Annotated in this window: 12 protein-coding genes; 4 read left to right on the top strand and 8 right to left on the bottom strand. The window is 36.3% G+C overall.

Translation table 11 applies throughout. From position 1 onward, the window contains the following. Positions 1 to 48: 48 nt before the first annotated feature. The gene (locus BR50_RS06565; RefSeq protein WP_034547288.1) at positions 49 to 1,023 is read right to left on the bottom strand and encodes an ABC transporter substrate-binding protein; all 975 of its coding nucleotides are present in this window, start codon (positions 1,021 to 1,023) and stop codon (positions 49 to 51) included. Further along, entirely contained in the window at positions 1,020 to 1,778 is a 759-nt protein-coding gene (locus BR50_RS06560) for a polysaccharide deacetylase family protein (protein WP_034547286.1), read from the bottom strand. Before BR50_RS06560 ends, BR50_RS06565 begins: the two co-directional genes overlap by 4 nt. A 227-nt stretch (positions 1,779 to 2,005) precedes the next feature. Between BR50_RS06560 and BR50_RS06555 the strand changes: the two genes are divergently transcribed. Both BR50_RS06555 and alr read left to right on the top strand, forming a co-directional pair. After that, the gene (locus BR50_RS06555; protein WP_034546789.1) at positions 2,006 to 3,322 is read left to right on the top strand and encodes an IS1380 family transposase; all 1,317 of its coding nucleotides are present in this window, start codon (positions 2,006 to 2,008) and stop codon (positions 3,320 to 3,322) included. Positions 3,323 to 3,833: 511 nt separating this feature from the next. Continuing rightward, complete coding sequence (alr, locus tag BR50_RS06550; RefSeq protein WP_034547284.1) at positions 3,834 to 4,979, top strand: alanine racemase; 1,146 nt, start codon at positions 3,834 to 3,836, stop codon at positions 4,977 to 4,979. Positions 4,980 to 5,064: 85 nt separating this feature from the next. On the opposite strand, the gene BR50_RS06545 is transcribed toward alr, so the two are convergent. Next, complete coding sequence (locus BR50_RS06545; RefSeq protein WP_034547281.1) at positions 5,065 to 7,023, bottom strand: ABC transporter ATP-binding protein/permease; 1,959 nt, start codon at positions 7,021 to 7,023, stop codon at positions 5,065 to 5,067. Between the two features lie 194 nt (positions 7,024 to 7,217). On the opposite strand from BR50_RS06545, the gene BR50_RS06540 reads away from it, so the two are divergent. After that, on the top strand, positions 7,218 to 8,204 hold the full coding sequence (locus tag BR50_RS06540; RefSeq protein ID WP_034547280.1) for a biotin--[acetyl-CoA-carboxylase] ligase: 987 nt from the start codon (positions 7,218 to 7,220) through the stop codon (positions 8,202 to 8,204). A 29-nt stretch (positions 8,205 to 8,233) separates the two neighbouring features. Beyond that, the gene (locus tag BR50_RS06535; RefSeq protein ID WP_034547278.1) at positions 8,234 to 8,764 is read left to right on the top strand and encodes a biotin transporter BioY; all 531 of its coding nucleotides are present in this window, start codon (positions 8,234 to 8,236) and stop codon (positions 8,762 to 8,764) included. Positions 8,765 to 8,860: 96 nt separating this feature from the next. Here the strand turns inward: BR50_RS06535 and BR50_RS06530 are convergent, their stop codons facing one another. The 5 genes from BR50_RS06530 to BR50_RS06510 all read right to left on the bottom strand — a co-directional run bounded on the left by BR50_RS06530 (position 8,861) and on the right by BR50_RS06510 (position 13,628). Further along, positions 8,861 to 9,067 carry a YwbE family protein gene (locus BR50_RS06530; RefSeq protein ID WP_034547276.1) on the bottom strand — a complete coding sequence of 69 codons (207 nt, stop codon included), beginning with the start codon at positions 9,065 to 9,067 and terminating at the stop codon, positions 8,861 to 8,863. A gap of 94 nt (positions 9,068 to 9,161) precedes the next feature. Continuing rightward, on the bottom strand, positions 9,162 to 9,722 hold the full coding sequence (gene nrdG, locus BR50_RS06525; RefSeq protein WP_034547274.1) for an anaerobic ribonucleoside-triphosphate reductase activating protein: 561 nt from the start codon (positions 9,720 to 9,722) through the stop codon (positions 9,162 to 9,164). Then, the gene (gene nrdD, locus BR50_RS06520) at positions 9,719 to 11,920 is read right to left on the bottom strand and encodes an anaerobic ribonucleoside-triphosphate reductase (RefSeq protein ID WP_034547271.1); all 2,202 of its coding nucleotides are present in this window, start codon (positions 11,918 to 11,920) and stop codon (positions 9,719 to 9,721) included. Before nrdD ends, nrdG begins: the two co-directional genes overlap by 4 nt. 182 nt (positions 11,921 to 12,102) lie before the next feature. Further along, entirely contained in the window at positions 12,103 to 12,642 is a 540-nt protein-coding gene (locus tag BR50_RS06515; protein ID WP_034547270.1) for a methylated-DNA--[protein]-cysteine S-methyltransferase, read from the bottom strand. 23 nt (positions 12,643 to 12,665) lie between these two features. Beyond that, a complete protein-coding gene (locus tag BR50_RS06510) occupies positions 12,666 to 13,628 on the bottom strand; it encodes a tocopherol cyclase family protein (RefSeq protein WP_034547267.1) in 963 nt (320 codons plus the stop codon). Positions 13,629 to 13,734: the final 106 nt, after the last annotated feature.

The following is a 13,734-nucleotide window of genomic DNA, read 5'->3' as shown; positions in this document are numbered from 1 at the left end:
GATTTGACTGATTCTCTTAATTGAGACAGTCAAATCGTGGTATTTTTGCTACTCTTTCAGCATAGAAAAATCGGTCAATTCTTCATACGTATAATCTTTGCTGATCATTTCTTTCTCCTTGGTCCACTCTTCTATACTTGCATATTGTTCCTTAGTAACAGCTTTTGCTTTAGTATAACCTTCTTCTTTATTGGATAAGTAGTCTCCCATTTCTTTGGGGAAATTATACTCATTTAAACTAGTGCTGTATTCAACTGGATCAGTTGTATTTATATAATCAACTGCTTTGTCATACGCGCGATAAAAAGCCGCAATGTCAGTAGACCTTTCTGCTACACTCTCATCACTAAATAGAATCGTTCCGCCTTTGATTCCATACTCTGATGAACTTGCCAACACATGTGCTCCATTTATTTTAAGTGCTGTGGCTTGAGGTTCAGTGAAGATAACCGAATCAATTTGATTCTCCAATAATGCTTCATATCTTGCCGGGATAGAAGGGATCGAAACCACTTCATAACCAATTTCATTTTTGGCAGCTATTTCATCCATAATATATTCAAGCAGCAGCTTAGGTATTAATGAAACATTTTTACCATCTAATTGTTTGATATCTATGATTCCTGAATCAGGTGAAGACAACAATTTAAATTCTTCATTGATATCAGATGTAATCGTCAAATCGATTCCACCTTCCCGGAATGAAAGAGCTGTCATTACATCTGCAATCATCCCATCCAGTTCACCGGATTGAGCAGCTGCATTGCGATCGTTTGGCGAACTAAAAGGAGTGATGTCCACAGCTACATTTTCATCTTCAAAATAACCATTCTCTTCAGCTAATATAATAGGAATAGCCGATTCTGCAGGTAATGTGCCAAATCTAAGTGGCTCATTTACAGTGTCTGAAGAACTAGCTTCATTACTTTGAACTGTTTTGGCATCCGTTGAACAAGCTGCCAATGCTATTGGTGCTACTCCTACCAATATGATTGCTATTAACAGTCTACCTAATTTTTTCATTTTTTCGGTCCTCTTTCCACAATTGTTTTAAATTTTTCTAATGTACAATCAAGCATCACTGTATCACGGTGTAGTTCTAGCAACGGTGTACTTTTTGTATTTATCCCTGGAATAGTAGTAAACGCATAATGTATACCGACTTCAGCTAAGCGTTTTGTATCCTCAGACGCAAAAATTCCAAACGGATAAGCAAATACATCTGGGTAGGTCACATATTCTCCACATCTTTCTAAATCTTCTTTCAACTCTTGAAGAGAAGTCGTTTGCATTTCAGTTGTTCCATTAGAGTATCGTTTGTGAAGATTAGTTGTGTGATTAGCGAATTCAAATACATCTTTCATCTCTTCAAGTTCTTGTTTACTCATAACTGCTGATACAGTTGGATCAAATATTTTTTTCTTTTGTGATAGCCAACCTAATACCACAAAACTTACTGCCTGAAACTGTAATTCCTTCAAAATCGGATAGGCATACTTGTGCACTGATTGAAATGCATCATCAAATGTTATTAAAACCGATTTTTCTGGACACGGTATTCCTTTCTCGTAAAAATTTTTCATTTCTTGAAGCGTCAATGTATGGTAGCCTTCACTTTTCAAAAAATTCATTTGTTCTTTAAAATCATCTATGTAACTGAAAAGTACTGTTGGTAAAGCATCTTGATAATTTTGTGCAACCGAAATAGTCGATGGATTCATAACATCCACATCGCCTCGTTCTCGAAATTCATGGTACATCAAAACATTAAAAGTCATAGTTATCTCCTTTTGTGAAGTTTTTCACTTTTATTACAAAAAAAACACTAAAATTTATCTTTACTTAATTAATCCTGAATAATTCATACTTTTTTTGAAATGCTCTGGAAAAACTGTTCTAGCGCTAGTTTAAGCTGGATTTCTCAACACCCTTTGGGTGTGCAAAAAAAACCCCAATCTGTTATGGTTAAATCACCTAAACGTAACCAAAGAAAGGGGTTCTCCCTATGGCAATTTTACATGAAAATCGGTTACTTTTCAATTCAAACATTTCGGTATCACATTCTGGTGGTAATTTATCCTCAGATTCCGGGTTAATATTAGTTAAGGAGTTTATGCACACCATTAATTTTTCTAATATTTTAAAACAAAACCTCATCATTAATGATAATCGACTTTATCATAAACATACTAATCAGGCGATAATTGAACAAATTATTTTTCAATTGATTGGTGGCTATCAAACAGATTCTTCGGCTGACATTTTATCAAAAGATCCCATTTTCCAGAGCCTATTAGCTAAAGAACAACTTGCTTCACAACCGTCTATTTCTCGCTTTTGGGATCGGTTAAATCAAGAAAATATTTTCCAATTGCAAGAAGTCAATCAAATCCTGCTTGATAAAGTACGGACTGCACGTAATACAACTGAGATGATTTTTGATTTAGACTCAACTCATTCGGATACCTTCGGGAATCAAGAAAATTCGAATTATAACGCTCATTACCAAACGAATGGCTATCATCCGCTAGTTGCCTTTGAAGGCTTGACCGGTGATTTATTGAAAGCAGAACTTCGTTCTGGTAACGTGTACACATCCAATGGTGTGGCAGATTTTGTCCAACCACTTTTTGACCATTATCAAGAAACCGTACCTGTAAGTTCTATTCTAGTGCGTGCCGATAGTGGTTTTGCAACTCCTGAATTATATGAGCTATGTGAAGAACGTCGAAATTTTTATGTTATTCGATTGAAATCGAATCGCAAATTAGGCAAAATCGCTGAGCAATTTATCTCTATAGATGATCAACACGATTGGTATAGAAAAGAAGTTCACTACGCTTCTGTACTCTATCAAGCGAAGAGCTGGTCACATTCACGAAGAGTTTGTATTAAATCTACGCGTGAAGCAACAGAATTGATTGCTCGACATGAATTTATCGTAACTAATTTATCAGAAGATATTTCTGCAGAAGCGGTCTTTCAAACTTATTCTAAAAGAGGAACCATGGAAAATTATATTAAAGAGGCCAAAAATGGGTTTTATTTCGATAAAACCGACAGCCCTCGTTTCTTAGAAAATCATGCACGCATGATGGTGAGCGTACTAGCTTATAACATGGTCAATTTTATGCGTACTCTTTGTTTTACGAAAGAAACCAAAGGTTTTCAAGTATCAACCATTCGCTTGTTCTTATTTAAAGTGGCAGGTAAGCTTGTTCATTCGGGAAGGAAAACCTCTTTGAAACTCAGTTCCTCCCACGTTTATCAGAAACTCTTTCGTAAAATCTTGTGGAATATCCAGCATTTTAAATGGGAGTAGCACTCATACTCAATACAATAGTTAAAAAAAATGGCTCATTCCAAGGGGTCAGTATGCCCAAAAATCTTAATTGCCTGACAAAAAAATGAGTGCTTTGTAAATTTGAAGTAAAATCAGTAAACCAAACAAGCTACTGTCCTGAATGAAGTGAAAAACACACTAATTTTTATTTTTTGAAAAAAGTATGAATCATTCAGGTTAATAATACCATTTATTTGCATTTAAAACAGCTAACTTCTATAGTAACACTTTTACCCTTGCAGTAGCTGCTTTCTAAATAACACAACCAACGACTAATGACTGCGTTGTATTTTTTTCTATTCTATCGCTATAGATTTTAAAAATTCGATTTATCTATCTTTGATCAAATCATTCTACGCCTTATACAAGCCTATATGAAGTTTAAAATCATGACCTTCTTTCTATGAATAATTTGCTAATCATTCATTTTTTTGCTATTAAGTGGTATCATTGTTTAAAATATGCTAGCTAACTATAGGAAGTGACTGAAATGAAAAGAGAAAGTTTTAGAGAAACATGGGTAGAGATAGCTTTAGATAACTTAGAACATAATATAAAAAGCTTTAAAAAAATGATCCCACCAGAGACGGCTTTAATGGCAGTTGTAAAAGCTGATGCGTATGGCCATGGTTCAAAAGAGGTTGCCCAAACAGCCATTGATGCTGGTGCAACCTATCTGGCCGTTGCTTTTTTAGATGAAGCGCTTGTTTTACGAAAAGCTGGATTCTCCATTCCAATTCTAGTGTTTGGCTATAATAGTCTCGACAAGGAAACGATTGAAGCAGCTATCGACAACGATATCACATTGACGATTTACTCTGAAGAAGCTGTAGCAAGCATTCAAAAACGAGCAGAAGAAAAAATGAAAGTCTGCCGGATTCATCTAAAAGTAGATAGCGGGATGAATCGCATTGGAGTACGAACAGCAGATGAAGCCTTGCAAATCATTGCATCCATTACATCAGACTACTTGATATTGGAAGGCATTTTCACTCATTTTGCAGATGCAGATGCTATTCATTCTACATTTGTTTACGATCAATTTAACCACTTTATGGAAATTGTTTCTTCTATTCAAAAAGAAGGCTATGTGATCCCTCTCAAGCACTGCTGCAACACTGCTGCAACGATTGCTTTTCCTGAGATGCATTTAGATATGGTTCGAGTTGGTATCGGTATTTATGGCTTATACCCTGAAGAACACTTACGCGATAAAATAGAGTTGAAACCAGTTATGACCTTTAAAACAAAACCTTTTTTAATCAAAGAAGTTCCGGCTGGACAAAGCATCAGCTATGGACGAACTTATACAACTACAAAAGATTCAATTATTGCAACCATTCCAGTAGGCTACGCAGACGGCTTTTCACGGGCACTATCGAATAAGGGGCACGTAACATTAAACGGCCATAAAGCGCCTATTGTCGGACGCGTATGTATGGACCAGACAATGGTGGATCTTACTGAAATTGATTCTGTTGCTTTTAATCTTAGTGAAGAAATCGTTCTTTTCGGAGATCCATCAACTAACTGTATCTCCATTGGCGAAGTGGCGAAACAAATGGGTACGATCAATTATGAAGTGGCTTGCTTGATTGGAGCTAGAGTTCCCAGAGTCTATACCACTAACAAATAAGATAAAAAAATAAACCTAACGTATAACTGCTTATAAACAGTTACACGTTAGGTTTTATTCTTTAGCAAAAATATAGTTCACTTTATTAATCTCTTCTTAATGATTCTACTGGATCTAGTTTTGCAGCTTTAGATGCTGGCATTAGACCAGCCACCATGCTAATGATGATACTCAAAACGATCCCAGCAATGGCATACGTTGGTGTTAAAATGATAATATCAACATCAAAATAATGCGTACTTGCTGCATTAGCGGCTAATGATAGCCCCCAAGCAATTCCTACTCCAAACAGACCACTGAATAAACCGATCAAGAATGATTCGGATACAAAGATACGGCGGATATCTTTTTTACGTCCACCTATTGCTTTGATCACTCCAATTTCTTTTGTCCGTTCCACGACACTGATGTATAAGACAGTCAAGATCATAATGGCCGAAACAATTAGCGAGATCCCAGCAACTCCAGCTAGTACATAAGTAAAGATATCTAACATTTGGCTAAACGTATCTGCCAATGCTTCTGTTGATGAACCTTTGTACTCTAATCTTTCAACTTCAGCTTTTATAGACTCAGTCGCATCTGCATCATCAGAAACCAAGTAAACGATATTAGGTGCTAGTTCTCCACCTGCTTCTTCTAAAGCATTTTCCAAATTCTCATAACTCAAGTATACGGTGTCCATTCCACCTTCAGAACCATAAATACCGCTGACCGTCATCGTTAAATCAAGCAGTTCTTCATTGATCAAGGTTTCTATTTGAATGTCTTTTCCTACTAGAACATCGCCTAAAGTATCGGCCAAGTTCTCCGTGATCACGACTTCACCTTCGTTAGGCAATTCACCTTCTAAAATATCCGCACTAGTGATCATTGAAGAAACAGTTGTTATACTCATGAATTGAGCCGTATTTTCTTCAAAAGAAGCTTTGCTTGATCCAACTGAGAAATTAGTAAAGCCTTCTTCAACAGACTCTACATGCTCGATCCCAGCTAATTCTTCAGTGTTCTCAGTTTCAAACGAAGCTGCGCTAGATAAGCCTAACAACGGGTTTTGTTTTTGCAATTTGTTTATCTCTGTTTCGTTGCCTGTTGCTTCATCTGGCATGTGAACTTCGCTGACTAATGGATTCACTTGGCTATTCATAGTATCCGTTAAGTAAGCATTTACCCCACTACCTAGAGACAACATCAAAATAACACTCATGATCCCAACGCTTCCACCTAAGGCTATCAAAATATTTCGTGATAACTTTTCTTTCATATTTAAAAGTGCTAACTTCATAGAACCTAGCAAACTTAAATTTTTATTGCGGTTGGGTTTCTCAGTTTTGTATTTATTTTCTTTAACGATCAATGCATTTCCAGCTTGATCATCGATTACTCGGCCGTCATCGATCGTCACAACTCGACTAGAATAGGCAGCTACTTTTTCAGAATGAGTGACCATAATGACTAGTTTGCCATTTTCAGCAATTTCTTTGATCATTTCTAAAACTTGGTTCGATGTTTCTGAATCCAAAGCTCCTGTGGGTTCATCTGCGATAATGATGTCAGGATCATTTACTAGTGCACGTGCAATAGCAACACGTTGCTTCTGACCACCTGAAATAGCGTCAGGTTTCTTATACACATGGTCTTTCAAGCCTACTACATCCAAAATTTCTTTTGCTCTTTTTTCACGGTCTGCTTTTGAAACATTCGATAACGTCATTGCTAATGTTACATTATCTAAAACAGACAAATGAGAAATAAGATTGAAACTTTGAAATACAAATCCTACTTTTTCCTTATGGTATTGCACTAAACTCTTTTCAGAATAATCTCTAATATTTTCACCATTGACAAGAATTTCACCTTGAAAATCTGAGTCTAATCCACCAATCAAGTTCATCAGTGTCGATTTTCCACTGCCCGATTCCCCAATAATAGAAATCAATTCTCCCTTTTTAAAAGACAAATTAACATCTTTCAAAGCTTGAAACGTTTCTCCACCATTGACCTTATATGATTTATTTACTTGCTTTAATTCCATTACGGGCATCTTTATTCTCCTTTGATTCTTCTATGACTTTTTTTGTAGAATGTTCTAATATTACTACTTTTATATTGATTAAACAAGTGTTATTCCTAACGTTTCCCCCTAATTTCCAGCTTCTTACTTCGATTGTTACCTTTTAAAAAAAATGTAGTTGACAATAAAAAAAGAACCTATTATACTAAAACCGAGGTGAACTTATGTCTACAAAATTACGCATTCTTTCTGTATTAGAACAACAAAAAGGACAGAGTATTTCCGGTCAAACATTAGCAGATATTCTAGGCCTTTCAAGAACATCTATCTGGAAAGGCATCAAAACACTACAAAAAGAAGGGTATATTATTGAAGCTGTAACCAATAAAGGGTACCGACTTTCTGCGAAATCAGATGTCATTTCTGCCGAAACCATTAGACCATCCCTATTGGCTGCTCTGCAAGACCTTTCTATGCATACTTTTAAAACGATCGACTCTACAAATGATGAAGCTCGAAGACTTTCATCAAAAGATCCTATAAGGCAGGGAATCGTTCTGTCTGAAGAACAGACTAAAGGGCGCGGACGATTAGGTAAATCTTTTTATTCTCCTAGTCAAACGGGTATTTATATGAGTTTTTATCTCAAACCTAATTTAAATATGGCTGATGCTGCTTTAGTTACCACAGCCACTGCTGTAGCTGTTTGTTTAGCTATTGAAAAATTGACCACTAAGAAACCGCAAATTAAATGGGTAAATGATATTTATCTTGGCGACACAAAAATATGCGGCATTTTAACAGAGGCGGTATCTGATTTTGAAAGTGGTAAAGTAGAGACCTTAATTGTTGGGATAGGTTTGAATGTCAAAGAACCTTCAGCCGGTTTCCCCACTGAACTAGAAGCTATTGCCGGCTTTCTTACATCTTCTGCAGAAAAGGCTAGTTTTGATCGTAACCTCCTAATAGCCGAAATTGCGAACCAGTTCTATACCATCTACCAAGCGATCGAAGAACGTTCTTTTTTAGCAGAATATAAAAAACGCTGTTTTGTGTTGGGAAAAAAAATTACGTTCAAAGAACGTAATCAACAATTTGAAGCTGTTCCGATCGATATCGATCCCAAAGGAGGACTGGTAGTCCGACTATCTGACGGTCACCAACGTACGTTGTCTTATGGCGAGATCATTATGAAAAAACCATTTGAATGATTACTTATTCAATTTAAAAGGAGACCGTTATGTCAAAATTAACTACACGAGAACTGACGCTTTGCAGTCTCATGGCTGCTTTAACTTATATCGGCAGTTTTATCAGCTTACCGTTAGGCCTTGTTCCCTTTACATTGCAAACACTGTTTGTCTTATTGACTGGTCTTATTTTGCGAAAGAGAGCTGCTTTTCTTGCACAAAGTTTGCATTTATTCTTAATTTTGATTTTCAAAGGGTTTCAATCTTTTTTAAGCCCTAGTTTTGGATTTGTGATTGGCTTCATTGTTGGCGCTTATCTTATGGCTTGGTTCTTAGAAAGTCGATCATTCACCCTGAAAACTGCTATAGGAGCGATGCTCATTGGCTCAAGTATCTTTTATCTATTCGGATTGCCTTATATGATTTTTATAGTACGTGGCTACATGGATCTGACAATGAGCAACAGCCTTATTCTAAAAACCGGTTTCTTATTATTTATTCCAGGAGATATCATCAAGGCCGGTTTTGCTTTTCTGATTGCTTCTCGCTTACAGCCTTTTGTGCGCCGATTACCTAATTAAGCTAATACTGATTGTAGTTTCTAATAACTAAAAAGAGAGATCAAAGATGTTTTCACATCATTTGATCTCTCTTTTTAGTTTGAATTTCATATTTTCTTATTTATCATCTGTTAAGATTTTTTGTACACGACCAACTTGGTCTCCTTCTTTCAACATCACTTTAATACCATGCGGATGCTGTGCGCTATTGGTTAAAATCCGTTTCACATGGCCTCTAGTTAACTTACTGGTTCGTTGGTCTTTTTTCAAAACAATATCGACTAATGAATCGATCTTAATGTTTACTCTTGATTTTCCATCCATTGCTATCCGCTCCTTTAACTAACTGTAGTGTAGCATATTTTAGTTATTTCATGCTACTTGTCTCCAAAAGAAAACGATCGGCTGCTCTTCTGATTTAGCTAAACTGATTTTCCCATAAAATAACTTCCTTTTGTTTCAATGAAGCTTGCACATCAATGATTCGTTGATTTGAACTGCCGCGAAACTGTAACGTTAAATCCTTTTTAGCTAGTTCAAACCGCCCATCTACGACAACATCCAACAAGGAAAGCAATTCCAATTTATCCTCAGATTCTTGCATCAATTCTTGCCAAGTATATCCGGTCCATGACCAAATATCTTTTGTATACCCATATTCAGAACGGATTCTTTTGGCTAATGGGATAGCTACTTGCGTATTTAAAAACGGCTCGCCGCCTAAGAGGGTCAAACCTTGAACATAAGGATGCCGTAAATCTTCTATGATTGAGTCTTCTAGTTTAGTCGTATACTCAAATCCGTAAGCAAAATTTTGAGCGATTTTATTGTAACAGCCTTTGCATGCAAATAAACACCCGCTCATATAAAGGCTGCATCTTACTCCTTCTCCATCAACAAAATTAAACGGTTTATAATCTGCGATTCGGCTTTGGCTATAGTCCTTAGCCAGCCACTCTTTTGGTTTAGGGTTTCTCATTTTTTATCTTCCTCATCCTTTGGCATATGTTTGACACGGGCTAAAATTTCTTTGTGTCTCCCATGAACCATTGGTCTAGCTTGAGGGTTACCTAAATAGCCGCAGGTTCTTTTTACAACATCACACGTTTCTGGATCAGTATTGCCGCATTCAGGGCACTTAAATCCTCGTTCGGTCGGATCAAAATCTCCATCGAATCCGCAGTCATAGCAATGATCGATTGGTGTATTGGTCCCAAGGTATCCGATACGGTCATAGGCAAAATCCCACACAGCTTCCAATGCTTTTGGATTCTGTTGCATATTTGGATACTCACAATAATGAATGAATCCACCAGAAGTGTATTCCGGATAATCTTTTTCAAATTCTATTTTTTCAAATGGTGTCGGTTTTTTACGAACATCATAGTGGAAACTGTTCATGTAATACTCTTTATCTGTAATATTATCTATTACGCCAAATTTTTTCGTATCTAAGCGACAAAACCGATCGGTTAGACTTTCACTTGGGGTTGAATACACACTAAAATGGTAGCCTTGTTCTTCTCCCCACTGATCTGTGTGCTGCTTCATTTCTTTAAGGATATCTATTGTAAATTGTTTAGCTTCTCCATTTTTCTCCCATTCAGGTCCAAAAAACACCGTTGCTGTTTCGTATAATCCGATATACCCTAAAGATACTGTGGCACGTTTGCCTTTAAATAGGTCATCCACAAGAGCTTCCTTTTTAATACGCTTTCCAAAAGCTCCATACTGATACAATATAGGAGCATTTTCGGGTGTAGCTTCTTTTGTTCTTTGAACCCGGTAAACTAACGCATCTCGGCAAACCGCTAACCGTTCCTCCAGTATTTTCCAAAATACCGTTTGGTCTCCTTTAGACTCTAAAGCTATGCGCGGCAAATTCATAGTAACGACACCTAAATTCATTCTTCCAGCGTTCACTTCATTTCCAGCTTCATCTTTCCAACCTTGCAAGAAAGAGCGACACCCCATTGGAGCTTTAAAGCTGCCGGTTAATGCGACGAGCTTATCGTACATCAAGACATCAGGATACATTCTTTTCGTCGAACAAGTGAGTGCTAATTTTTTCAAATCGTAATTTTTATCTTCTGGATTTAAATTGACCCCTCGCTTCAATGAAAAGACGAGTTTTGGAAAAATAGCCGTTCTCTTCTCTTTTCCCAATCCATTGATCCGTACTTGCAAAATAGACTGTTGAATCTCTCGTTCAAACCAATCTGTTCCTAATCCAAATCCTAATGTTGTGAACGGTGTTTGCCCTTGTGATGAATAAAGCGTATTGATTTCATATTCTAAACTTTGCATCGCATCATAAATATCTTTTTTAGTTTTTTCTTTTGCATACTGCTGCTGCTTTTCTTCTCCTGAGATCCATTCTTTCGCTGTTTTTAAATGTTTCTGATAATTTAATCGACTATAAGGAGCCAATACTTCATCGATTCGATCGGCGCTACATCCGCCATACTGGCTGGAAGCAACATTGGCAATAATTTGAGCCATTTGAGCAGCTGCCGTTTGGATCGAACGTGGGCTTTCTACTTCAGCATTTCCTATCTTAAATCCCTCACTAAACATACTTTTGAAATCGATCAGGCAACAATTTGTCATTGGTGAATACGGTTGATAATCTAAATCATGGTAATGAATATCTCCTTTTTGATGAGCATTAGCTACATGTTTCGGCAACAGTTTAAGACCAATCGATTTAGCAACTATCCCCGCAGTCAGATCTCTTTGTGTATTAAAAATATTACTGTCTTTATTCGCATTTTCGTTTACAACTGTCTGTTCTTTGAGCAGCAGATGATGGATACCATGATTGATATCTGTTGACTGACTTCTTTCCAGATCACGACGGGTCCTATAAACCAAGTAAGCTTCAGCCAATTCATGTTTATGTGCGTCTATCACAGTGTGTTCGACGATACTTTGAATCTCATAAATTTTAATATTGTCGACAAATCGGCTCGCTATTTCTTCTTTGACTTCTTCAACGATGTCTTTTAACTCCTGAATGTTTTTTTCGTCTGTTTGGTTTGTCAATGAACGCTGAGCTTTCAATAAAGCCTCGAAGATTTTTTCTTCTTTAAAGTCAACTTCTCTGCCATCCCTTTTTAACACTTTCAACTTATCATTGTTCAGTTTTTCACAAAAATCATTATTGGTTTTTAACATTCTTGATCACCATCCTATTCATTTCTTTCAAACACCATATGTAGTTAACAAAACTGTTTGGAATCTATATATAGTATAATAAGGCATGACCTTCATTTTAGCAAGTCTTTTTCAAGTCCTTATTAGACATATAAATAGACCATACACCAGCATGTATGGCCTATCTACATTTAGAAGCTTACTTAATTATTCGCAAGACCTGTTGCTCTTGTATATTTTTCTAAATTTAACAGTTTTTCTTTCATCTCTAACTTTCCTCGATAACCCGCTAACTTACCATTCTTATGGATAACACGATGGCAAGGAACTACGATCAATACGGGATTTCTTCCGATTGCTGTACCAACAGCCCGAAAAGAGTTGGGCTGTCCAATTTCTGCTGCAATTTCACCATAATATCTTGTTTCCCCATACGGAATATCATTCAAAACATGCCAAACCTTTTGTTGAAATAAAGTCCCATTAATATCTAATGGAAAAGTAAACGTAATTCTAGTCCCATTAAAATACTCTAGAATTTGTTGATGGTAATGCTGTAATTTAGCCATATCCTCCACCAAAACTGCTTTTGGGTATGCCTTTGTCATCCACACTTCAAGTTCACTCAGCGGCTCATTTAGCGAACTCACAAAACAAAGTCCTTTATCGGTTGCTGCGATATAAAGTCTGCCTAAGTCATATTTAAAAGAGCCATAAATTATTTCCTGTTCATTATTCTCCATTTTTTCACCTCTTTAAACTAGGCTTAAACTATTTCGATACCTATTAAATTACCTGTATCTTGGTACACCTTATTCTGCTTCTTATCTTTCAATAAAATAGTGACTTCTCCTGATAAACCTTCTTTGATAGCCTTATTCATACTTCCATTTTCAGGAGCGATAAGTTCACCAGAACATGTAATCAGTCCTTTAACCGTTAGTTCTGCTTCTTTATTTGTAAAAACAATTGTTACTGAATCTTTTGTTTGATCCAATATGCTTACTTTACTATTGTTATAGGTTGCAAAGCGATACTCTTTGTCATTCACTATTAGATTACAAATAAACCCTTTAAAGGTTTTTACGTGAAATGGGATATGTGCAACTGATAAAAACAGACTAGTACTGGGATCCTTGAAATGATTTGAATGGATCCAAATATACTCTTTCGGAAAAGAAGTGCCCCAATCTTTTTCGATATACCCTTTACCATTTGTAAATTCAATGTCTTTATTGTTGATTGTTAAGCTCCCTTGTAAACGATGGTTCATGCTGATCACACCATGGTAACACTCCATCTTTGGAACATATGCAAATCCTCCCATGATCGAAGGAGCTAAAAGGGTTTTTTTTATGCTTTGGAAAGTTCCCAAGCCTAATTTCCCTTGGATCATAAACTGCTCATCTTTAAGTCGCACGGAGATAAATGATTCCGTAAAAATATTTTGCCCAATTTGAACTAGAAATGGTTCATTTTGATAACTAAATTCGTCTAACCGGTAACGAATGTAACCCGTCTTTGTCGTTTTTTCATTTCGTTCATTTAAATTCATGTAGATATATTGGACAAAACTATGCTCATCTCCGCTGAATAAATTTACCCCTGGAATAAAACTGATACTGGTCTTTTCATCGAATGATACTTGCTTAAAATACCAACCTTCAAAGTAATTTTTTTTATTTAAATTTCCTTGAAAAAGAATTGGATTTTTTATTTTTTCAAACATTTAGCTACCTCCATATCGTCACTTCTCTTCCATTCCCAATGACTTATGTTTTATCTTTATCTTACTTTATTTGATAAAAGATAGCTAATAAACTGCCGGATCTAAC

Source organism: Carnobacterium alterfunditum DSM 5972 (assembly GCF_000744115.1).
GTDB lineage: Bacteria > Bacillota > Bacilli > Lactobacillales > Carnobacteriaceae > Carnobacterium_B > Carnobacterium_B alterfunditum.
This window is presented reverse-complemented; position numbering and strand designations above follow the sequence as displayed.